Source organism: Sphingobacterium thalpophilum (assembly GCF_901482695.1).
In the GTDB taxonomy this organism is placed as follows: Bacteria; Bacteroidota; Bacteroidia; order Sphingobacteriales; family Sphingobacteriaceae; genus Sphingobacterium; species Sphingobacterium thalpophilum.
In genome coordinates, this window is record NZ_LR590484.1 from 3,523,175 (window position 1) to 3,546,032 (window position 22,858).

Consider the following 22,858-nt stretch of genomic DNA (forward strand, 5'->3'; position numbering starts at 1 on the left):
ATGAAAACAACTATTAAACCCATTATATCCGTATTTGCTGTCTCCTGCCTTTTGGCTATGACAGGTTGTACGAAAGATTTTGATCAGATTAATACAAATCCTGTAACCAATCGCTCAGATAAGTTTGATCCCAACTTCATTCTGTCATCTGCTCAACTCAACTACACCGGTAGCTTTGATATGGCCTATGACGCTTACCGGAGTAATTTTTCTTTGGCTGGACCATTTGTCCAGGCCCTGGCAAACTGTACTACGGAATGGCGGGGTGACAAATATCTGATTTTTGAAGAACATACAGCGGCATATTGGGGGACGGGGTCGGTGGGAAGTTATATCGAACAGGTGAGGAATATTGTTGATGTTGTAGAAGGTACCCGTGGCAAGGAAAAATATAAAAATCTGCATCAGATAGCCCGTATCTGGCGAGTAGTGGTGTTGGCGCGAATAACGGATTTATATGGCGATGTACCTTACTCGGAAGCTGGTTTAGGATATTACCAAAAGATTTATCTGCCAAAATATGATAAACAAGAGGATATATACAGCTCGATGTTAAAGGAACTCGAAGAAGCTGCAGCTGCATTACAAACTGGTGCTGATAAGGTTTCCGGAGATATTATTTACGCTGGTGATATTAGCAAGTGGAAGAGGTTTGCGCATTCCTTTATGTTGCGGCTGGCTATGCGCTTGGTGAAAGTGGACGAAACGCAAGCAAAAGAATATGCGCAGAAAGCAGTTTCGAATACGTTTACATCCAATGAAGACAATGCCTTCGTAAGGCATAATGAAAAAGGAGCGCGTATAACGCAAAACCGAAATAGTCAGGTGTTATTGGGAGATGTCGGATCGCAGGATTATTATTACGGAAAATGGTCCAATACCTTTATCTCTTTCTTAAAAAAATCAAATGATCCCAGGCTTGGAAAGATTGCCGTGACCAACATATATACCAGCCTATCCAACAAAAATCAGAATGAAAATTATGTATCGAATCCGGCGATCCAAAAAGGAATGCCTAATGGGAAGCAGGTGGATGCAGCCAATGGGGATGCATTTGATATTCGGAAGGATCCCAGCTTTACGGATTATCCCGACTATTCTTCTCCTAATCCCAATATGTTTAAACGGGATGGTATCACATTGATCTTAACGTATGGTCAGACAGAATTACTGAAAGCAGAGGCCGCAAGACGCTGGGGCATTGGTGGCACAGCGCGGGAGCATTATCAAAATGGGGTGAAGGCAGCAATTACCTGTTTGAATCAATATGACGCGAAATTGGCTATTTCGGATGCAGAAGCCGAGGCTTTTCTGAAAGCAAATCCTTACAATGACGCAGATGGATTGAAGCAAATTAACGAGCAGTATTGGGCACATACCAATACCTTATTTGATTTTTATGAATCTTGGAACAACTGGAAGCGTTCGGGCTTTCCTGTTCTAACACCGGTAAAACATCCTGACAACAGCACGGGAGGGGTAATTCCGAGACGATTCCCGTATCCAATAAGTGAAGCATCCAATAATCCTGACCACTATAGGGTTGCTTCCAACTCTGTGCCCGGCGGGGACACCTATACCGGCCGTGTCTGGTGGGACAAAGAATAATCCAAAGTTTTTTTTGCGGCCAAACTTTTGTAGTTTGGCCGTTATAAACCACGATATAAATTATGAATCTAAAAACTCAAATTTTACTAATTGCAGCACTGCCTTTTATTGCTTTTTCCTGTGATCCAGTAGACAAAAAGATGAATGAAAGCGAATTGCCCAAGAAGCTCGCACTGAACGGTACCTATAAGCTGATCGAAAGTATGACCATCAAAGGAAAAGATACAGTAACAGCTTTTACAGATAGCAGCAAGACCGAAATGTTCAAAATGTTCAACGATGACCATTTCTCCTTTTTCAACCATGACAAAGAAAAAGGGAAGGGCAAAGAGCCTCACTTTTTGGCAGGTGGTGGGACTTATTCATTCGACGGTAAAAAGTACCAGGAACGTCTGCAGTATTGCAGCCTACGCGATTGGGAAAATAATGCATTTGATTTCGAACTCGAGTTTAAAGGAGACACACTGATTCAAAAAGGTGAAGAGAATTTGCCAGAATTGGGCGTTAAACACTTGATCATCGAAACCTATCTAAAAATAAAGTGATTATTGTCGCCAAGGAAACTATAAAACCGCTGCACAATATATTTTGTTTATGCAAGCACCCGGGAGTTATTCTGGGTGTTTTTTTTTAAACAGAAATGCTTGTTAAGCAGGGACGGGGATAGCCTATTTATTATATAAAAAAAATTAAAATTAAATTGCAACATTTTCAGCAGCTGTCCGACTATTGAATAGAACATAGGAAATAACAGTATTAATTAGCAAAACGTGCAGGATCAACTTAGCGATAAAGATTTATTAGCGATGTGCCAATCGGGCAATGAGTTGGGCTTTGCACAGCTTTATCATCGCTATGCGAAGAAGATTTTTAGTTCGATCTATCGGGTTTTGTCTAATCAGGAAGAGAGCGAAGATGTATTGCAGGAGACCTTTGTAGAGTTTTTCTCAAGGCCAGACAAATGGGAGGCCGTGCTTAGTGTCGAAGCTTGGCTGCGCCGGATGGGTGTCAATAAAGCGATTTCTTTATTGCGCAAGAATAAGCAGTATTTTTCACCGATAGAAGATCTGGAGATTCGGGACGAAGGCGAAGATGAATTGCTGGAAAAAGAATGGCGGGAATGTCAGCTGACGGATCTCGAAGCCGTGATCGATCAATTGACAGGCGTGCCAAAAATGGTGGTCAACCTGTATCTTTTTGAAGATATGAGTCACGATGAGGTTGCCGACACCTTGGGAATGACAGCGGTTGCTGTGCGTAGCCAATATCATCGTGCGAAAAAGAAAATTTATGAACAACTGAAGGAGAGGTATAATTATGCGGGATAATTTGAAGGATTTTGTGAATGCCAATCGGGATGCGTTTGACCACAGAGAACCATCTGCGGATCTATGGAATAAGATCAGACCACAGGTCGTACCCGAGGTACAGGAAAAGAAAATTAGACCTCTGTGGCGATGGGCAAGCATTGCCGCGGCTAGCGTATTGACAGGAGCTGTGGCTTTCTGGATCTTCAGCCAACAAAAAGCGGACACAGCGCAGGTAGCTGATCTGAACACAGTTCAGATCAAGCAGAAGGACGTTGTGACGAAGCCTTCGCAGCAGCAGGTGGATGAAGTGACGGAGAAAAACGAGCTGCGCTGGTCGATGCAGACCATGACAAGCAGAGCGAAAGTACAGCTTGCGGCTAACAGGAAAAGACAGCGGGCAGATAAGGAGCAGGCGCTGGACCTACATAAGGATGATTATGTGCAAATGCTTCAGGATTCCAGTTCGGCAAGCACCCGTCTTGGAGCAGTGCTCGCGCTTCAGAAACAGGGGCACTTGAATGAACATGCTGTACATGAGCTGGAGAAAATGGCGGTGTCCGATGCCAGCAGTAATGTCCGAATGGCTGCCATAGAAACTCTGTTAGGCAGCATAGCACCAGAAGAGAGGCAACAAAAGGTGCAGGACTTTTTCGTGGCACAAAATGATCCGACAATGCAGGTCGAATTGATGCAGATGATTGCGGAGACAGATCCGGAAATAAAATCAAGTACCAAGGAGAAGTTAAATGCCATTGTGGATGATCCATTGGCTCTGAAATTCGTGAAGGAACAAGCATATGCTGTACTGCTCAGTCAGTAGCAGGAAGTAAAATAGGATGCTAACCTGAAATACCAGAGTTTTGGGTCCGCAAAGAATATGAAGGATGGGAATCTTACTGTAGTAAATAGGAAAGAATAATAATTATAGCAATGAAAAAGATAAGAATAATGATTATGGGAATGGCACTGCTTTTTGCGAACGCATTGCAGGCCCAGGTGAGTGAGCAAATGGAAGGAGCGGTTCCGCCAAAACCGCCCAAAGCGCCGAGGGGAATAAGTGGTTCTTTTGACCGCGACGCAAAAAAGGTCTGGAAAGAGATCAAGGTTCCCGGTTTAGGAAATAAGTTATTGCTGAAATTCGATAACATCGCGATCGAAGGCTATAATGGTAAAGATGTATTGATCACGGCGAAGGTGGAAGAGCGGGAAACAAATGAGCGGGCCAAAGGTTTGCGTGTGGTCAATGGTTCGGGTCTGGCTGACAATTCAGGATTAGGGATGAATATCCAGAACAACGGTGGTGTTACCGAAATTAGCATGGTTGGTATGCCCTTGGAGGATTCAGTACATGTGCGCGTTCCTTTCGATCTGCCCGTGAGTGTAAAAGGAGGCCGTGGTGGATTTTTTAATGGTGGTGGAATTGAAATAAAGGACATCCGCGCTGAAGTGGAGGTTTCCAGTACCATGGGCGATGTCAAAGTCATCAATATTACGGGGCCACTCAGTGTAAAAGTAGCGCAAGGTGATGTGGTCGCCCAATTTGTCCAGCCTGTAAAAGGACCGATTTCGCTTATCTCGGCCATGGGGGCAGTGGATGTGGCTTTCCCTAAAAAATTCAGTGCTAATGTCGACGTGAAAACGTCTATGGGAAATATCTATGCAGCAGATGAATTTCAATTTGAGAAGCCTGCTGAAGAGCCTAAGGACAGCTTCCGGATGTCGAATACTGTAAAAGGCAAAATGAACGGTGGCGGACAGGACGTGATTTTAAAGACATCCATGGGGGATATTTACATCCGAACCCAAAAGTAGTACTTTTGAAAATAAGCCCGCTGAGGGCTTATTTTTTTGGTTCCATACGAGCCAGGTATTGGTCATTTTCATCTTCGTACAAGATTTGAACGACCCAGCCCAGTTCATGGGAAATGTTGATCAGGGTATCCTGATCTAAATACAGCCATTTAAAAGGATTGCCTTTTTTGCCTTTATATTCATATTGGTATTGAATTTCTCCAAAATAATGATCGGGCTTTTTAATATTAAAGTCCCTATAGAGATAACTGATATCTGAGGAATCGAAAATAAGCTGCCCGCGGTCGGTCAATAGGGTCTGACTATGCTGAAGGAGCTTTTTGAACCCCGCAATATCGCCGGCGATACCAATGCCGTTCATCAGAAACAGAAGAGTATCATATTTTTGGCCACTGAATTCATAGAAGTCCGTGCAAATAATATTTTGGACGCCTCGCTGCTGCATGATATGACAGGCTGGTTGGCTCAATTCCAGAGCGTCAACACGAAAGCCTTTCTCCTGGAGATAAAGACTATGACTGCCTACACCGGCACCGACATCCAGCACCTGGCCATCACATAGCGATAGCCCGATGAATTCGAGCTCCGGGAAATCCACGGCATCTCTAAAGAACACCTCGACAGGCATTTCGTCTTGATCCCCATAGCTCGTATGAAGAACGAGGGGAAATTTTTCTTCCTGATGTACAAAATAGTCATCCAGTGCCTCACCATATACGTCTCTATACATTGTCATCGTCGATCATTAAAACTTTTTTTGCGATATAAATGGAGTCTTCATCTCCGGTGTGCTTCATCGGTTCATCCGATAATTTAATCACCGGCGTCCAGAGCTCATCTTCGGGAAGTGCATCCGTCATTTTGATGACAATGTTCATGGGCTTAAGACCAACGTCATTTGTGAAATTGGTTCCGACTCCAAAAGAGTGTAATATCTTCCCTTCGCAATAATTCGCGATCCGCTCAACTTTGTCATAATCTAGCCCGTCAGAAAATATAATTGTTTTGGATAGCGGATCAATACCATTCTTTCTGTAATGAGCAACGACTTTGTCCGTAAATTCCAAAGGGTCGCCACTGTCATGACGTACTCCGTCAAACAGCTTGGCTAGTTTTTTGTCAAATTGCTGGAAAAAAACTTCGGTGGTATAGGTATCCGAAAGTGCTATTCCAAGGTCACCCCTGTAGACATCGGACCAGTGCTCCAGTCCCAGCAAGTTGGCCATTTTGTAGCCGTACTTTGCGGCATGAAACATAAACCATTCGTGGGCATGTGTGCCGATCGGTTTAGTTTCATACTTCATGGCGAGGTGAACGTTACTTGTACCGATAAAGGTCTTCTCTCCATACTGCTTTAAGGTGCGCACGACAAGGTCGTGAACCTCATAAGAATGCCGTCTGCGGGTACCGAAATCCGCAATGGTAATACGCAGTTTTTTATATTTCTCAATTTTTTCTTTTGCCGTAGTTATCACCTCTTCATCGCGGGCCCGGATCAGACCCTGCGATTCGTAGAAAAGCTCACAGATCAGCGACATCAGCGGTACTTCCCATAAGATCGTGCGGTACCAGTAACCTTCAATGACGACTTCCAGGTCGGGTCCGTCCTGCGTAATTTTGACCTCTTCTGGATCGTAACGATAGCCTTGCAAAAAGTCGAAATACGTAGGATCAATATAGGGACAGTTGCGTGCAAAAAAGGTTTTTTCTGCTTTAGTGAGCCGTAGGTCAGCCATTTCGTGGACAGCATCCCGTAGAAGGATGTCAAATCCCTCCGGAAATTTATGGTGTCCACGGTTGATGAAATGATAGCGGGCTTTTGCCTTAGGAAATAGCTTGACCACAGCATGCTGCATCGTGAATTTATAAAAATCGTTGTCCAATATAGAGGTTATTGATGCCATTCTGTCTGATTTTGTTTGAAGGGGTAAATTTACTAATTAACATGAAAAAGTACGGATTGTTCAGTACAAATACAAGTTCCGTGTTGATGTGGCTGCAATTCGTTGGTTGGTCAGCGGACGACTAACGGCGATTATGGGGAATACATTTCTTGTGATTTGAAAAAGATAGATTGATGATGAGCCTAGCAAAAAAGCGGGTACAGTAGATGTACTGTCCCGCCTTTGTTCTGTTTACTTAAGTTATTCTCAACGCGTTCTGCCGCCAGAAGATCTTTCCGAACCGCCACCCCGGCCTGAACTTTCGGACGACCGGCTTCTTGAAGAGGATGCCCCCTGTTGGGTCGATCTTTCCACGGATGGGGCAGAAGATCTGCTTCTGGTATTCTCGTAGCCTCTATGCTGAACTCTAGTCTGAGCAGGTTGACTCGGCTGCGAAGCCGGTTGACTCGAACGGGTTCTGCTAACGCCCTCGTAGCCTCGGTTTTGCATCGGCTGATTTACGGGCTGACTGGAGCGCGTTCTGCTTCCATTGTCATAGCCACGGTTACGTATCGTCTGATCAGGTTGTGAGGCTGGCTGGCCCGAACGGGTTCTGCTGCTGACAACTCCACTGTTGTCAGCAGTGCCGTCCTGTCTGTTTCTACTGGTAGAAGTAGGGTTGCTATTTGACGTACGCGTTCTAAAATCGTAATTCGTGTTATTGGGCTGTCTGCTCACATTGTTTCTGTCCACGGAACTGTTGTCTCTGGTTCTGCTGTTGCTAGTAGAACCGCGGCTTGCGCCATTATTGTTACTTTCGCTACGTGATCTTATCGAAGCATTACCATTATTATCGATATACAGTTCCCGGTTTCCCGATCTCGAATTAATATTGTCCCGATTGGAGATGACGCGATTGTTACGGTCGGCGATGGAGCTGTTGTTGTTACGTGTTCGTGTAGAAACGTCAACCACATTGGTAGGACGTGCCGACGAACGTGTGTTGCGGTCTACTGCCGGCCGGTACATGGCGATTTCACCGGTTCTCGTGCGACTTGCACTCGTGCGGGCCGAACCGGGTCTATCCGCATTTGTGATTCTGTTTACGGCAATACTCCTTCCTGTCGAACGTTCAATATCTGACCTTCTTGGACCTCCCACATAATAATTGTTGTTGATGATGGTGGTATTGTTGATTACCGTGGTTCTATTGTATATGCTGTTGTAATTGCGTCTGTTTACATAATAGCGATCCATGTTCCGGTTCATGAAATGATTGACGGAGACGAAAGTCCAGAAGTTCATTGGGATATTGACCGAAACATTGATGCTCATGCCGGGGCCAAGAGGAGCCCAGCCATAGTAATCACTGCTTTGACGCCAATTGACCCACGCTGGTCCCCATTCGTAGTCGGGGACCCAACCCCAACCATAGCGGTCGTTGTAATTCCAGCGACCATAGTGAAAAGGAGCCCATCCCCAATCGTAGTTGGATACCCATGTATTGCCGTAGTCTGTCATGGTCCAGTAACCATTGGTGGCATAGGGCTGAAAATCAGGCCCAGCGTCCGGAATCCAGACATAGCCATAGTTTGGATCGTTGATCCATTGTCCATAAGGCGAAAGTTCGTCGTAGAACATTTGAAAAGAGACCCCCGAATTGTAGTTGTTATAACCTACATAGCCGCCTCTCTGGGCCATTGAAGTTGCGCAACTTGAAAAAGATGCGACACCGATCAACCCCAATACCCAATATTTAATGTTGCCTAAATTTTTCATCTCTGTAATATTTTTAATGCGACAAAACTCTATGCTATTGTCTTTGTTATTATGACAGCATAACGTATAGAATGGTTTAATCGGTACACTATAATTCTGATTTTTATGATATAAAAGTCAATTTCATGATCTTTTTACATAAACGACAATTTTAGATACATATTTTTTATTTACCTTTACCGCTCGAATTGTTACGTGTTTGTTCAGCGTACGACGTGTTTATGACACATTAATTTGAAATAGACATCATTTTAAATGGCTAAAAAACTTCAGACTTTTTTTCTAGAATTCGCAAACATTCATCGTTTCTTGTTGCGGTTTTGGCGCGAATTGGTCACTCCACCATATGAATTCAAAGAGATTATCCGTCAGTGCTATGAAATAGGCTATAAATCACTGCCTTTAATCAGTCTGACCGGTTTTATTGTGGGATTTGTATTCACAAAACAATCGCGTCCTTCACTAGAGGAGTTTGGGGCGACCTCAATGTTGCCATCTTTGATTTCCATTGCCATTGTACGGGCACTTGCACCCTTGGTGACGGCGTTGATCGCCTCTGGTAAAGTGGGGTCTCAGATCGGTGCCGAACTCAGTTCAATGAATGTCACGGAGCAGATCGACGCGATGGAAGTCTCCGGGACTAATCCTTATAAATTTTTGATTGTTAGTAGAATTTTAGCTACAACGATTGGAATTCCGGTGCTCTGTTTTTATGTAGCAGGGATCGGTCTATTAGGTGGTTACCTAAGTATGATGAGCAAGGATGATCTCAGTTTTTTGAGTTTTTTCACGCAGGTCTTTGAAACCATTGCATTTAAGGATTTGGGAGCCATGGTGCTTCGTGCTGTAATCTTCGGTTTTACGATAGGCGCGGTGAGCTGCTATTGCGGTTATTTTTCGTCAAAAGGGACAGAAGGTGTCGGAAAGGCAGCCAATGCGGCGGTAGTAGCCTCGATGTTCTTTGTATTTATCGAGGAAATAATTATTGTACAGGTTTTATCGTTCTTTGGATAAAGGTATATGGAAAAGGCTAAATTGGATATAGATCGTTCTAAATCGGTTATTGAGATCCGCAATGTCAGCAAGTCATTCGGCGATAATCATGTGCTTAGAGGGGTAAACCTTGATTTATATAAAGAAGAGAACCTTGTCGTGCTTGGAAGATCCGGAACGGGTAAGTCGGTTCTGATCAAGCTGATTGCCGGCCTACTGCGACCTGACGAAGGAACCATCAATGTGCTAGGTGATTCGGTGACCACCTTGAATGACCGTCAGCTGCGTGAATTGCGGCTCAAAATTGGCTTTTCCTTTCAGAACAGTGCCTTGTATGATAGTATGACGGTCCGTGAAAACCTGGAATTTCCGTTGGTGCGCAATAAGCGCAAGCTGACAAGATCAGAGATCAACTATGCTATAGAGGAAGTGCTGGATGGTGTAGGACTGTCACAGACCATTAATCAGATGCCTTCTGAATTATCCGGAGGACAGCGTAAACGGATCGGTATTGCACGCACATTGATCCTTAGACCTGAAATTATGATGTATGACGAGCCTACTGCTGGTCTGGATCCCATTACTTGTCTGGACATCAATGGTCTGATCAATGAAGTTCAGGAACGTTACAAGACCGCTTCCATTATCATCACCCATGATCTGGCCTGCGCAAAGGAGGTGGGCGATCGTATCGTGATGTTGCTGGATGGTAAATTTGAAAGACAGGGATCTTTTGAGGAGATTTTTGATACAGATGACGAACGCGTAAAAGCGTTTTATAATTATAATTTTATTCTATAATATACATGAGTAAGGCAGAAAATAAAAGAGCAATCATTGTTGGTATTTTTGTTTTTTTAGGCGTATTGATTCTTTTGGCCGGAATCTTTATTTTGGGCAGCCAGCAAAAGAAATTTACAAAAAATATCGAGATTACCACTTCCTTTCCTGATGTTGCAGGTTTGAAAGTCGGCAGTAACGTCTGGTTTTCGGGGGTTAAAGTGGGAATCATTAAAAATATCCATTTCAAAAGTGTGCAAGACGTGGAAGTGGTGCTGACCATTGAAGAGAAGTCTGCTGAGTATATCCGTAAAGACGCCGTGACCAAATTGGGATCTGACGGTCTGATCGGTAATAAAATTGTGGTTATTTCCGGTGGATCTCAAAATGCGCCTACTGTGGAGACCGGTGATTTTCTGCGCTCGGCCAAAACTGCTGATATGGAAGCGATGATGGAAACATTGCAGGTGAATAATGAGAACCTGGCCAAAATAACAACAGATTTTGTGGAAATCTCGCGTGGTCTGGCGGATGGTAAGGGTATGGTAGGGGCAATGCTGACAGATACCTCCATGGTCAATACTCTGCGTGCCACATTATTGTCTATCAGCGCTGCGATGAATAACGCAAATAAGGCTTCGGCAAATCTGGTGACATTGACCAATTCGTTGAACAGTAACAAAGGCTTAATTCATGATCTGACGACAGATACAGCTATTTTCTCCAATTTGCGTCAGTCGGCTGCGCAGCTGCAGGGTGTCGCGCAGACAGCCAACGCGCTGATCAATAATTTGAATAGCGCGTCGAGCCGTCTAAATGACAAAGATAATGCCGTTGGTGTTCTATTGAATGATCCGGCGTCCGCCGATCAGATCAAATCGGCAATCAATAATTTAAATTCAAGTACAGAAAGATTGGATGAAAATATGGAAGCCCTACAACATAATTTCCTGCTGCGCGGCTTTTTCAAAAAGAAAATGAAAGAAGAAGCCAAAAAAGCAGAGCAGCTGAAGGCAGACAGTGCGCAGTAAGCCTGCGATATATATAGGTAAGAGGCTTTACGCTTGCGTAGAGCCTTTTTTATGCAGGAAGGCTTATGCTTTTGTTATTGAAGAACAATACAGGTGTTGGCAGCTTATTTCTAGGAGTCGACCGCACCGCCAAATAATTACATATGAATAAACCGGACATTACAGACAAGGATGTAATCTACGAAGATAATCACCTGATTGCCATCAATAAAAGAGCGGGGGATATTGTACAGGTGGATGAAACGGGCGATCTTTCATTGGAAGATATGGTAAGAGCCTATCTAAAGAAGAAATATGATAAACCCAACGATGCCTATGTGGGCGTGATCCATCGTTTGGACAGGCCCGTCAGCGGCATGATCTTATTCGCCAAAACGAGCAAGGCTCTGGAAAGAATGAATAAGTTTTTTCAGGACCGGTCCGTGAAAAAGACTTATTTTGCGATCGTGCGGCAGCGTCCCCGCAACAGGGAGGGGAAATTGATCAACTGGCTGATCCGGAATCGACAGACCCGTGTTACGAAAGCTTTTCCACGTGAGGTAAAAGGCGGTACCTACGCCGAACTCGATTATATGCTTGTTGGTGAGCTCAATGGATTCTACTTACTCCGCATCGAGCCGCTGACAGGACGTACGCACCAGATCCGCGCGCAGTTGGCTGCCATGGGCTGCCCAATTGTTGGGGACAATAAGTATGGGTATCCCCGGGGCAGTTCACTGGGAAGCATCTGTCTTCATTCGCGTTCGCTTGTGTTTACACATCCCATCAAAAAAGAAAAGACGGAACTGGTTGCATCGCTGCCCAAGGATGGTTTTTGGGATAAATTTGAATCCCTGCTGCGCTAATCGTTAAATTTTCAGTAACTTTGTCCTATGAAATGGTTTAAATATCTAGTCATCATAGTGGCCCTAAGCTGCTCTACAGCATCTGTTTCGCAGGCCCAATGCGCTATGTGTACCTTGAATGCCGAAAACTCTACAAAAGAGGGGAATATGCAAGGAAAAGGCTTGAATGATGGTATCCTGTTTCTTCTGGCCATACCTTATCTAGCAGCAGCAGGTCTGGGTTTTCTGTGGTACAAAAAGTACCGCAAGCGAAACGTGCCTGCAAAGAAATTTTTTAACGAGATACAATAGACGAAATGCCGACATCTAAATTCCATGCGATGATCCATTCCAAATGCCCCAAATGCCATGTGGGGAACGTATTTGAAGGGAAGGTTTACAGTTTGCGCAAACAGCATATGAATGAGGTGTGCCCGCATTGCGGCGTTAAATATGAGGTCGAACCGGGGTATTTTTATGCAGCCATGTATGTCAGTTATGCGTTGTCCGTGGCCGAAATTGTTTCGGTGTCTGTGGCTATAGCGGTGCTGAGCCGAAGCGAGTCACCATGGGTGTATCTTGCAGGTTTAGCGGTGACGATCTTGCTCTTTGCACCTTTCAATTTCCGGTATGCCCGTCTGATTCTGCTTCATTTTCTGACACCTAAAATAAGCTACGACCCGCGGTTCGAACTGGCTTTGGAAATTCAGGAAAACGATCGGCAACCCGAAAATGAAAGCAGTAAATAAAGCTGTGTTACATGATATAGAAAATAAAGAGCGTCTGAACGCTCTTATTTTTTTAAGTACTTCATGGTGCTGTCAAAAAGGAAGACCTTGTTCTGGTACGTTTCTGCAACAAGCTCCTGTAAGGGAAGCAGGTGAACCTGCTGAAAGTCCGCAATATGTTGTTCTGAAGGGAGTACCACTTGTATGCAATAAGTCATTCCTTCATGGGGTGACTGCAACATCTGTAGAAAATGAACCTCAAATTTTTTGGATTGCAGAATATTATCCTGAATCCAGACGACAATCTCCTGGTGGATTGCTTCTTCCGCTATGACGGAGACATTATATAAAAACATAGACAAAAATAAGGTTTTCTATTGTAAAAAAGATTCCAGTCAATAACAGCTTATAGATAAAGGGGGATGTGTATAAATGCGGCGACTCCCAATAGAAAAAAGTGCTAACAGGAAAGGCAAGCATACCCATACCTAATGGTCAGGCCAGCAGAGTTATCGCCCGCACGTCATAAAACGTTTTTATATGAGCGCTAATTTAGCTAAGTTTGAATGTTATTTGGATTTACGATATCTTGTAAAAATAAGGTTGCATTCGCTGCAATTTCGTATTTAATTACAATATTTGAGTTAATTGATAAGGACGTATTCGGGATTATGAGGTTGCAATTTTGGACTGTTTTGTTTTTTTGTGTAGTCATGCTGGGGTGTCGCCAACATCATGCCGACCCTATACCTATCAACCATTTTTTTTCAACGCCCGAAAAATCGAGTTTTAAGATTTCTCCCGACGGCCGATATATTGCCTATATCGGTATTGATAATCATTGTAAAAATATATATATCATCGACCTGCAGCATCAGGATAGTTCGAAACAACTGACCTATCAGAATGATATTAATGTCAAGTCTTTTGTATGGAATAGTAGCTCAAAAATTTCTTTTTTGACCGAACAGTCTTCGCAGGACAGCCTGCGGCTATATGCGGTAGATATCAAAACAGATAAAATCTGGCCGCTGATCAAACCGGTACGTGCCCGTTTTAGATGGGTACACGCTACGGTCTCCGCGGATGGAAGCTTTATTGCAGGGATCAATGACCGGGATTCTTCGCTGTTTGACCTTTATCGTATTTATCTCGACGGGCGGCCGCGCGAACTCGTGCTTCAAAATCCGGGCAATATGAGCTCGTGGATCGTATCAACTGATGGGCAGGTGCGGCTGGCAATCGCAAATGATTCTGTACAGCAATCTGTCCTTTATCGAACATCGGAAAAAGAATCGTTCAAAGAGATTGTCCGTTGTGACGTGGAAAGTAGTTTTACTCCGTTGGGATATCAGGATAGTGCACAGTCAGTTATTTATGCTCTGTCCAACATCAATCGCGACAAGCTCGCTCTGGTCAGTTACGATCTGTCGCACCAAAGGGAGCTGGGCGAGCTGTTCAGCCATAAAGAAGTGGATATGAGTCCAGGTGGATATTTTTCCGAGCAGAACAGACTGTTGTTTGTTAATTATACAACTTCGAGACAGGGCCGGCATTTTTTTGATGTGGCAACAAAAAAGAAGTACGATCAATTGGCGGAGCAAATTGAAGGCTTTGAATTTCAGGTACTGAATACGGATGTTTCAGGAGACAGGATCATTATTAAAACTTATACCGATGTCAATCCGGGAGGGATTTATTTCTATGATTTTAGGACTAAAAAACTGACAAAGCTGGCGGATAACAACCCCGATTTGAAGGATAAGGAGTTGTCTCCGAATGAATTTGTAACCTATAAAGCGCGAGATGGTCAGCAGATAACCGGTTATTTGACCTATCCAGTACATTCAAACCGAAAAAATTTACCGATGGTGGTATTGCCCCATGATGGACCCAATGGCCGTGAGGTTTGGGGGTTTGATAACGAAGCGCAGTTTCTGGCCAATAGAGGATATCTGGTTTTTCAGATGAACTACAGGGGCTCGACAGGTTTTGGTAAGAAGTTCTGGACGGCGGGTTTTAAGGAATGGGGAGGTAAAATCCAGGATGATATTACCGACGGAGTGAAGTGGCTGATCAAAGAAGGGATTGCAGACGGGAACAGGATCGCTATTGTAGGGAAAGGATTTGGTGGATATTCGGCGCTGCATGCCGCCTGTTTCAATTCCGATCTTTATAAATGCGCAGCGTCCTATTCTGGCTACACCAACCTATTCACTTATTTTAGGGACATCCCGCCTTATTTTAAGTCCTACGTACAGAAAATGTATCAGATTGTTGGCAATCCTATTCGAGAAGCCGAATTGTTTAAAAATATTTCGCCTGTATTCCATTCTGATAAGGTAAGAATCCCAGTATTGCTCGCCCAGGGTGGAAAAGACCGTTTCAGTTCCGTGACGGATGCAAACCAATTTGTTCAGAAACTAAAAAACAACCATATTCCTGTGCAGTATTTTTTAAAGGAAGATGAGGATAGAACCTTTAAAAAAGATGAGAATGTTTTCGGTTATTATAACGAGCTGGAGCGATTTTTGGCAAAATATCTCGTAGATTAGGGACAAAGTATGAAAGCAGCGAAATACAGCTACCGGAAAAATTATGGTCTACTGTTGGTATTTTTGATCGCGATCAGCGGTCTGTATTTGTTTGCGCTTTTTTTGGCCAGAAATTATACGGAGTCTCATATTAAAAATGAATTTACGAACAGGAGATCGGAAATTTTTGATCAAACATTAGTCCCATTTAACGATTTTTTTCAGAACAGAGTACCTGAGGTATCGTTTTACCAAGGCTTCCTGGATTCTGTGCAGGCGGGGAAATATGCGTACAGCATTTTAAGTTCCTATCCTTTCGTACGTGAAATTGGTTTTTTTGATCTTCAGCTAAACAATGATCATAATCTGAACTATGGTTTTATCGTTAATAATCTACGGATCCAGCCCAAGACGATCACTTTTTTTTCCATTTCTCGGTCAGGTTTGTATAAAAATACGATCCGTGATCGTGCGCAAATGGGCTTGCATTCAGAAGATATCAATAATATAGGAGTCAAGTTGGCGACTTATATCGATAAGCTACAGCCTAATGCAAAGTTGTCGGATAAAGATATATTAAAGGTTTTTTATACCATCAGACCAGGGCAGATCACCTACCTGAATATTCCGAGGGTGAATGATCTGATCGTTTACAAATCCATAATGGAGGGCAATCTGGATCATACGGTGGGTTATGAGCAGGATATGTTTAATTTCCAGATCGATCCAATGTATCTGGAAGTCAAAAACAGTTATCCCAATCTTTACGAAAAGATTGAAATTGTACCCTTAGTAGGCGCACCGATTACGCCAGAGAATGATGAGATCTCCACCGAAATGCCTTTGCCCGGAGCTCTGGCGGATTATAAACTGCTGTTTAGGTCGAGCAAAAGTTTTATTTCGGACGAGATCAACCGTAGTTTTTGGCCTGTTTTGGGTGGTATATCGCTGATTTATATTATTTTGATTGCGATTCTATATTTAATTTATAGAAATTTAGAAATTAACGGAAGACTTTTTAAATTGCAGTATGATTTCATCAACAACCTGACGCATGAGTTTAAAACACCTGTGAGCGTTATTAAAATTGCTGGAAATAACATCAAGAGTGCGCAGGTGCTTTCAGAAGATGAAAGAAGGATGTACGGTAATATATTGGATCAGGAGGCTGACCGGCTCAACAATTTGATGAATAAATTATTGTCGTTTAGCCAGATTGAAAATAAAACAATTAAATTGAATAAGGAAGAGGTTGATCTAGAGGAGTTTACTGAAAATATCGTCGCTTCTTCGAGAATAAAATATCCCGATTTCAAAATTAGCACAAAAATTGATGTACGAACATCTATGCTAGCGGATCCGGTATTGTTGAGCAGCGTATTTCAGAACATGATCGACAACGCTTATAAATATTCGAAATCGGGACATAAAATCCTGGATATTGCCATACAACAAAGCAAGAAGAATTTTGTTATCATTTTCAGGGATGAAGGCATTGGGATAGAGAAGGCGGAGTTTAACAATATCTTCAAAAAGTTTTATAGGATAAAGAGTCAATATAATCAGCAAGGAAGTATTGGTTTAGGTCTGGCATTCTGTAAAGAGATCACCGAGTTTATCGGCGGCGACATTACGGTGAAAAGCCAGTTGGGTCATGGGACCACCTTTACATTGGTATTTCCGGTTTAAAAATAAATTTAAATATGAACAAAGACATCACTGTTGCTGTTATTGAAGATGATGAGAACTTGCGTTTCTTGGTAAAACATCGATTGGAATCTGAGGGCTATCAAGTCATTCAAAGCGGAAATGGGAATGAAGCAGAAAGTTTGATTCTGGAAAAAAGACCCGATGTGGTTTTATTGGACTGGATGCTTCCGGGAAAAGAAGGTAACGAGATCTGTGAAGATGTACGCAAAGCAGGATTTGAGAACATCATTATTATGATGACGGCAAAATCCCAAGATGTGGACAAAATTGAAGCTTATAGTTTTGGCGTGACGGACTATATCAGCAAGCCATTCAATATGGATGTATTGATCGCTATGATAGATAACAAGGTGAAATTTTTCTTGCCTAAAAATAGCCCTGAGATTTATAAATTCGGCCAGACTGAGCATCATCCGAATATTCACTCTCTGATACGTGATGGTAAGAAGGTGGAACTGACAATTTTGGAAAACAGGATTCTGTTACATTTTCTACAGAACCTTGGGCGGGAGATCACACGGGAGGAACTGATGGAAGTGGTGTGGGGCTACAGTTCAAATGTAAATACACGCACGCTTGACATGCACGTTGTGCGTCTGCGTAAAAAGATAGAAACCAATCCGGACAAACCGCATTATCTGCAGACAGTACGGGGCTTGGGTTACAAATTTGTCGATGATGAGGAGTCCTGATAGGACCGATTACTATGAATAGACAAATTTTATACGGATGAATTTGTTTTGTTGAAAACAATTATTATCTTCGTATAGATTGAAAGCAAGACCATGTTACCCGACGAGGGTAATATGGTCTTGTTTCTTTTTTAAAATGTAGAAAATAAGAAAAAGATAAAATTATGGCAGAAGTAACTTATTTTACGGAAGAAGGATTGCGTAAGCTTAAAGAAGAATTAGCTTATCTGAAGACGGAAGGAAGAGCTAAAATTGCCAATGCGATTGCAGAGGCGAGGGACAAAGGCGATTTATCGGAGAATGCGGAGTATGATGCCGCGAAAGAGGCGCAGGGACTACATGAGGCTAAAATAGCCAATTTGGAAAATACCTTGGCTACAGCGCGTTTGATTGACGAATCGAAGCTCGATACGTCCAAAGTCTTGGCGCTTTCTATTGTCAAGATCAAAAATAAAAAGAACGGTGCTGTGATGACCTATCAATTGGTAGCGGAGTCTGAGGCAGATCTTAAGTCTGGTAAGATTTCGGTTAAGTCTCCTATTGCACAGGGGTTGTTGGGTAAATCAAAAGGTGATACCGCCGTCATTGAGGTGCCTGCAGGTAAAATTGAATTTGAGATTGTAGAGATTTCAAGATAACATTTGTCGGTTATGTGCGGTATGCCATAACCGCACATTCACAAATTAACTTTATATTAAGAAGGTCCGATTATAGCAATCGCGACCTTTTTTGTTTATATTTGTTAAAACAATGAACGCTGAAAGGGCTGATGATTTAGAAAAAGGCAATGTTCCTGTATCTTGTCAGCTTTAGTGGATCGTATATAAATTAAGATTTATTCCAATATTGAATAATATGTCGACAATTTTTTCAAAAATCGTTGCTGGAGAGATTCCAGCTTATAAAGTGGCAGAAAGTAATGATTTTCTGGCTTTTCTGGACATTAGTCCCGTGGCCAAAGGGCATGTACTGGTGATTCCAAAAAAGGAGACGGATTACATTTTTGATATCGATGATGATGAATACATGGCACTTTGGGTGTTTGCGAAAATTGTTGCACAAGGGATAAAAAAAGTAATTCCATGTGTTAAAGTTGGTGTTGCTGTCGTCGGATTGGAGGTTGCGCATGCGCATATCCATCTGGTTCCGATCAATAAGATCAGCGATCTAAATTTTGCAGGGCCAAAGCTAACGTTGAGCAATGAGGAACTCAGTCAGATCGCCGAGACGATTAGGGAGTCCATTATCAGCATAACTACTCAAAATCAATAAGGACGAAAGATTATATTACACTTGATTTACTTTCGTTGTTTAGAAGAATACTATATTTGTACTTTGTTGTTTTAAATTATACAGGCGAGAAAGTAGATTTTGATTCTAAAAAAAGAGAAACAACATTGATTTTTACTAAAAGTTATGCATGAACTTTTGTTGTCATTTCAACAATTAATGAATCCCGAAGAGCTATTGAGTTCAGGGGGATTTTATTTAGTTATCTTAATCGTATTTGCCGAAACGGGTCTGTTTTTTGGTTTTTTTCTCCCAGGTGACTACCTCTTATTCCTAGCCGGATTATTCTGTGCCCTTCACAAGATAGATGTTAGTATTTATACACTTTGTATCGGCCTATTGGGAGCGGGTATACTGGGTAATTTTACGGGGTACTGGTTTGGATACCGGGCCGGCCCCATGTTGTTTAAGCGTAAGGATAGTCTCATCTTCAAGCGCAAATATGTAGTGATGGCCGAGGAATTTTATCATAAATATGGTGGCACGGCATTAATTATAGGAAGATTTGTTCCAATAGTTCGTACTTTTGCACCTATCTTTGCAGGTGTTGTAAAATTAGATTTCAAGAAATTCGTTTTATATAACATCAGTGGCGCTTTGATCTGGGTCTTGGTATTGACCCTTTCAGGATATTTTTTAGGGATTGAATTCCCTTGGATTATTCATTATGTAGAGTATGTAATCGTGGGGATGATCGTCATTGCATTCATGCCTATTGCTATTACCCTGCTTAAAAAGCGGATAAAAGACAAAAAAAACAAACAAAATATACAGTAAATAAAAAATGAGTAAACAAAACCCTTGGCACATGGTTTCTCCAGGTGAGAATGTGCCAAATGCCGTAAATGCTATCATTGAGATTACAAACGGATCCAAAGGAAAGTACGAATTAGACAAAGAAACAGGTTTGTTGCTTTTGGACAGAGTGATGAGTTCATCTGTCGTATATCCAGCCAATTATGGTTTTATTCCACAGACATATTGCGATGACAAGGATCCTCTGGATATCTTGGTGATCTGTTCGGTAGATATTTTGCCGTTGACTTTAGTCGAAGCTCAGGTTATTGGCGTTATGAACATGGTTGACGGTGGTGAGCAAGATGACAAGATCATTGCGGTCGCTAAAAATGATCCTGTATTCAATTATATCAAAGACATCGATCAATTGCCGCCGCATACGATGAAAGAAATTGTACAATTCTTTGAAAGCTACAAGGCTTTAGAGAAAAAACATGTTGTGGTAGAAGGGGTGAAGGGAAGAGAGGAAGCACAGAGAATCTTAGTTGAGGCTATCGAATTGTACAAAAAAGAATTTGTTAACAAATAACCCCAAGCATGGCGCTCGATATTTTTTGGACATTGTTTTTGGTATTGGCCAACGGTTTTTTTGTTGCTGCCGAATTTGCTATTGTCAAAGTCCGGGTCTCCCAAATTGAAGTTCAGGCAAAAACAGGTAGCAAAGTAGCTACAATAGCCAAAAGTATAACAGAGCATTTGGATGGTTATTTGGCCGCTACACAATTGGGTATTACACTTTCTTCACTTGCCTTGGGGTGGGTCGGAGAGGCTGTAATGACCCAAATTGTGCAAGGGGCATTAGGTTTTTTTGGGGTTGAGCTGACAGGAGCAATAGCAAAAAATGCAGGTCATATATTAGCCTTTACGATCATTACCGTGTTGCATATCGTATTTGGTGAATTGGCCCCTAAGTCGATTGCGATTCAGAAGCCAGTTGCAACCACAATGAAAATTGCAGTACCTTTGCAATTTTTCTATTTTATTTTTAGACCCTTCATCTGGATATTGAATGGCTTTGCTAATTTCTTGCTGAAAATCTTAGGTTTTGAAGTAACGAAAGGCGAATCAGCACACTCTTCCGAAGAGCTGCAATATCTGCTGGACAAGGGAAAAGAGTCTGGTGCGCTGGATATTTCTGAGCACGAACTGATCAAAAATGTGTTTGATTTTAATGAGCGTATCGTCAAGAATATCATGGTACCACGAACTAAAATTGTCGCTGTTGAAGTCACTGCAGATGCTTCGGAACTGATCGAAACGATGACAGAAGAGGGATATTCCCGTATTCCAATTTATGAAGATAACATCGACCAGATCGTCGGGATCGTCCATACCAAAGATATTTTGCCCTTGCTGGCCAAAGGTAAAGAGGTGGTTATGAAAAATATCATGCGTAAGCCATACTTTATTCCCGAAACCAAAAAGATCAATGATCTGATGGCAGAGTTTCAGCAGCGTCGTCTGCAGCTCGCTATTGTGCTTGATGAGTTTGGCGGTACGGCGGGGATGGCTACCTTAGAAGATATAGTCGAAGAGTTGGTCGGTGAGATTCAGGATGAATATGACGAGGAGACACCGGTAGTGGAGCGTATCTCCGAAACGGAGTATATGGTGGATGCGGGGGCGAGCATTCACGACGTCAATGAGTTTTTACCGATTGAATTGCCCGAAAGTCAGGATTATGACACCATGGCTGGACTGGTAAGTGAAATTTTTGATAAGATTCCTGAAGTCGGTGAGCGGAAGGAAGAATATGGTTATATCTTCACCATCATCCGCAAAGCCCAGCAAAATATCGAGTTTGTTAAATTGGAATTGGTCGAATCGGCTGATGAAGATTTGGAAGAATAAGAGCATAAGTATTAGGTCATGCAACTATTTTTTACTCCCGATATCGATCCTTCACTCAAAAATTTTATCCTCAGTGAAGAGGAAAGTAAACATGCTATCCGTGTCCTACGCATGAATAGCGGTGATCGTCTGCATCTGATTGACGGCCGAGGTGGCTTATATGAAGCGGAAGTGGTGGATCCACATCCCAAACGTACTGTATTGTCCATCTTAAAAGTTGAGGAGGACTTTCAGCAGCCGAGGTATCATTTACATGTCGCGGTTGGCCCCACAAAGAATATAGACCGTATAGAGTGGTTTTTAGAGAAAGCTACGGAAGTGGGCATTCAGGAAATTACACCTATCATCTGTGAACATTCAGAGCGTAAAGAAGTCAAGCTGGATAGGCTGAACAAAGTGATTGTAGCCGCCATGAAGCAGTCGTTAAAGGCCTGTTTGCCTAAGCTGAATCCTACCATATCGTTTCGGCAATTTTTGGATACAGTTCCTCTGGAAGGCGTGCAAAAAGCTATTGCCCATTGTGTGGAATCTGATAAGAAGTATTTAGATCAGATTTTTCAACCTGGGCAGCATTATATTGTACTGATTGGCCCAGAAGGAGATTTCTCCGCTGAGGAAATTGAGCTTGCCCTACATGCTGGGTTTCAACCCATTTCTCTTGGTGAAGCACGTCTGCGTACCGAAACAGCAGCATTAGCCGCTTGCCTGGAGATCTCGCTGCTGAATAGATAGGCTATTAATTCTGCCTTTTTGCCTACTTAACGACTTCTGCGTCAACAATCTGTATCTCCGAATTTCCTTTTAATGGATCTTTTGTGAAGATCATTTTTCCCTTAAGCTTTATCGGGTCTTCCGAAAATTTAATCGCGCCGCCCTTTAGGGTGACTTCAACCATCGGGGGGATACCGTTGGACCCACAAAACTGACACTGCATGACAGGTAATACAGACATCATAAAGTTTTTGTGATTGCGTCCACTGTGCAGCGGCACCATATAGCCCGGTAGTTCAACGACTTTATTTTCGAGTGCTTTGAGTTCTTTGGGATAATATGGCGTATAAACTTTCTTTGCACCGTTATAGCTGACTTTATACGCCATTTTATCGATGGCGTCCCATGTTTTGTTCATCATGGGGGTATGGTCCGGCACATCTGGATTGCTCCCGATCTGTGCATGAGTATTAACTATACAAAATACAATAAATGCGAATGTTGTAATCAATTTTTTCATTTTC

Annotated in this window: 25 protein-coding genes; 20 read left to right on the forward strand and 5 right to left on the reverse strand. The window is 42.6% G+C overall.

Features of this window, described 5'->3' with window-relative positions; translation table 11 throughout:
* The 5 genes from FGL37_RS14525 to FGL37_RS14545 all read left to right on the forward strand — a co-directional run bounded on the left by FGL37_RS14525 (position 1) and on the right by FGL37_RS14545 (position 4,730).
* Complete coding sequence (locus FGL37_RS14525; protein WP_232048703.1) at positions 1–1,608, forward strand: SusD/RagB family nutrient-binding outer membrane lipoprotein; 1,608 nt, start codon at positions 1–3, stop codon at positions 1,606–1,608.
* A 62-nt stretch (positions 1,609–1,670) separates the two neighbouring features.
* The gene (locus FGL37_RS14530; protein ID WP_037533162.1) at positions 1,671–2,153 is read left to right on the forward strand and encodes a hypothetical protein; all 483 of its coding nucleotides are present in this window, start codon (positions 1,671–1,673) and stop codon (positions 2,151–2,153) included.
* Positions 2,154–2,378: 225 nt separating this feature from the next.
* Complete coding sequence (locus tag FGL37_RS14535) at positions 2,379–2,936, forward strand: RNA polymerase sigma factor (protein WP_138096878.1); 558 nt, start codon at positions 2,379–2,381, stop codon at positions 2,934–2,936.
* Positions 2,926–3,738: a hypothetical protein gene (locus tag FGL37_RS14540; protein WP_028069808.1), complete on the forward strand. Its 813-nt coding sequence runs from the start codon at positions 2,926–2,928 to the stop codon at positions 3,736–3,738. The genes FGL37_RS14535 and FGL37_RS14540 overlap by 11 nt, the downstream gene beginning before the upstream one ends.
* 110 nt (positions 3,739–3,848) lie before the next feature.
* Positions 3,849–4,730 (forward strand): DUF4097 family beta strand repeat-containing protein, encoded by an 882-nt coding sequence (locus FGL37_RS14545; protein ID WP_081817859.1) that lies wholly within the window; start codon positions 3,849–3,851, stop codon positions 4,728–4,730.
* A gap of 28 nt (positions 4,731–4,758) precedes the next feature.
* Here the strand turns inward: FGL37_RS14545 and FGL37_RS14550 are convergent, their stop codons facing one another.
* The 3 genes from FGL37_RS14550 to FGL37_RS14560 all read right to left on the reverse strand — a co-directional run bounded on the left by FGL37_RS14550 (position 4,759) and on the right by FGL37_RS14560 (position 8,392).
* Entirely contained in the window at positions 4,759–5,466 is a 708-nt protein-coding gene (locus FGL37_RS14550; protein WP_232048704.1) for a class I SAM-dependent methyltransferase, read from the reverse strand.
* Positions 5,453–6,634: a nicotinate phosphoribosyltransferase gene (pncB, locus tag FGL37_RS14555; protein ID WP_028069811.1), complete on the reverse strand. Its 1,182-nt coding sequence runs from the start codon at positions 6,632–6,634 to the stop codon at positions 5,453–5,455. Before pncB ends, FGL37_RS14550 begins: the two co-directional genes overlap by 14 nt.
* A 246-nt stretch (positions 6,635–6,880) precedes the next feature.
* The gene (locus tag FGL37_RS14560; protein ID WP_051606826.1) at positions 6,881–8,392 is read right to left on the reverse strand and encodes a DUF6600 domain-containing protein; all 1,512 of its coding nucleotides are present in this window, start codon (positions 8,390–8,392) and stop codon (positions 6,881–6,883) included.
* A gap of 255 nt (positions 8,393–8,647) precedes the next feature.
* Here FGL37_RS14560 and FGL37_RS14565 point away from each other — a divergent pair, with 255 nt between their 5' ends.
* From FGL37_RS14565 to FGL37_RS14590, 6 genes are all read left to right on the forward strand, one after another.
* Entirely contained in the window at positions 8,648–9,406 is a 759-nt protein-coding gene (locus tag FGL37_RS14565; RefSeq protein WP_028069812.1) for an MlaE family ABC transporter permease, read from the forward strand.
* Between the two features lie 6 nt (positions 9,407–9,412).
* On the forward strand, positions 9,413–10,186 hold the full coding sequence (locus tag FGL37_RS14570) for an ABC transporter ATP-binding protein (RefSeq protein WP_028069813.1): 774 nt from the start codon (positions 9,413–9,415) through the stop codon (positions 10,184–10,186).
* Between the two features lie 5 nt (positions 10,187–10,191).
* Positions 10,192–11,196 (forward strand): MlaD family protein, encoded by a 1,005-nt coding sequence (locus tag FGL37_RS14575; RefSeq protein WP_028069814.1) that lies wholly within the window; start codon positions 10,192–10,194, stop codon positions 11,194–11,196.
* A gap of 143 nt (positions 11,197–11,339) precedes the next feature.
* Positions 11,340–12,041, forward strand: a complete 702-nt coding sequence (locus FGL37_RS14580) for an RluA family pseudouridine synthase (protein ID WP_028069815.1) — start codon at positions 11,340–11,342, stop codon at positions 12,039–12,041.
* Between the two features lie 27 nt (positions 12,042–12,068).
* Positions 12,069–12,332, forward strand: coding sequence for a CAMCR motif-containing small membrane protein (locus tag FGL37_RS14585; RefSeq protein ID WP_028069816.1), 264 nt, complete (start codon positions 12,069–12,071; stop codon positions 12,330–12,332).
* A gap of 5 nt (positions 12,333–12,337) precedes the next feature.
* On the forward strand, positions 12,338–12,769 hold the full coding sequence (locus FGL37_RS14590) for a DUF983 domain-containing protein (protein ID WP_051606828.1): 432 nt from the start codon (positions 12,338–12,340) through the stop codon (positions 12,767–12,769).
* Between the two features lie 44 nt (positions 12,770–12,813).
* Here the strand turns inward: FGL37_RS14590 and FGL37_RS14595 are convergent, their stop codons facing one another.
* Positions 12,814–13,104, reverse strand: a complete 291-nt coding sequence (locus FGL37_RS14595; RefSeq protein WP_028069817.1) for a DUF4286 family protein — start codon at positions 13,102–13,104, stop codon at positions 12,814–12,816.
* A gap of 357 nt (positions 13,105–13,461) precedes the next feature.
* On the opposite strand from FGL37_RS14595, the gene FGL37_RS14600 reads away from it, so the two are divergent.
* The 9 genes from FGL37_RS14600 to FGL37_RS14640 all read left to right on the forward strand — a co-directional run bounded on the left by FGL37_RS14600 (position 13,462) and on the right by FGL37_RS14640 (position 22,355).
* Positions 13,462–15,303, forward strand: a complete 1,842-nt coding sequence (locus FGL37_RS14600) for a S9 family peptidase (protein WP_232048705.1) — start codon at positions 13,462–13,464, stop codon at positions 15,301–15,303.
* A 9-nt stretch (positions 15,304–15,312) separates the two neighbouring features.
* The gene (locus tag FGL37_RS14605; protein ID WP_028069819.1) at positions 15,313–16,971 is read left to right on the forward strand and encodes a sensor histidine kinase; all 1,659 of its coding nucleotides are present in this window, start codon (positions 15,313–15,315) and stop codon (positions 16,969–16,971) included.
* 14 nt (positions 16,972–16,985) lie between these two features.
* Positions 16,986–17,684: a response regulator transcription factor gene (locus tag FGL37_RS14610; protein WP_028069820.1), complete on the forward strand. Its 699-nt coding sequence runs from the start codon at positions 16,986–16,988 to the stop codon at positions 17,682–17,684.
* A gap of 164 nt (positions 17,685–17,848) precedes the next feature.
* Positions 17,849–18,322, forward strand: coding sequence for a transcription elongation factor GreA (greA, locus tag FGL37_RS14615; protein ID WP_028069821.1), 474 nt, complete (start codon positions 17,849–17,851; stop codon positions 18,320–18,322).
* Between the two features lie 217 nt (positions 18,323–18,539).
* Positions 18,540–18,956: an HIT family protein gene (locus tag FGL37_RS14620; RefSeq protein WP_028069822.1), complete on the forward strand. Its 417-nt coding sequence runs from the start codon at positions 18,540–18,542 to the stop codon at positions 18,954–18,956.
* 144 nt (positions 18,957–19,100) lie between these two features.
* Positions 19,101–19,751 (forward strand): DedA family protein, encoded by a 651-nt coding sequence (locus FGL37_RS14625; protein ID WP_028069823.1) that lies wholly within the window; start codon positions 19,101–19,103, stop codon positions 19,749–19,751.
* 7 nt (positions 19,752–19,758) lie between these two features.
* Positions 19,759–20,301: an inorganic diphosphatase gene (locus FGL37_RS14630; protein WP_028069824.1), complete on the forward strand. Its 543-nt coding sequence runs from the start codon at positions 19,759–19,761 to the stop codon at positions 20,299–20,301.
* Positions 20,302–20,309: 8 nt separating this feature from the next.
* Positions 20,310–21,623, forward strand: coding sequence for a hemolysin family protein (locus FGL37_RS14635; protein ID WP_037533168.1), 1,314 nt, complete (start codon positions 20,310–20,312; stop codon positions 21,621–21,623).
* Between the two features lie 18 nt (positions 21,624–21,641).
* Positions 21,642–22,355, forward strand: a complete 714-nt coding sequence (locus FGL37_RS14640) for a 16S rRNA (uracil(1498)-N(3))-methyltransferase (RefSeq protein ID WP_028069826.1) — start codon at positions 21,642–21,644, stop codon at positions 22,353–22,355.
* Positions 22,356–22,377: 22 nt separating this feature from the next.
* Here FGL37_RS14640 and FGL37_RS14645 read toward each other — a convergent pair whose 3' ends face one another.
* Positions 22,378–22,854, reverse strand: a complete 477-nt coding sequence (locus tag FGL37_RS14645) for a hypothetical protein (RefSeq protein ID WP_028069827.1) — start codon at positions 22,852–22,854, stop codon at positions 22,378–22,380.
* Positions 22,855–22,858: the final 4 nt, after the last annotated feature.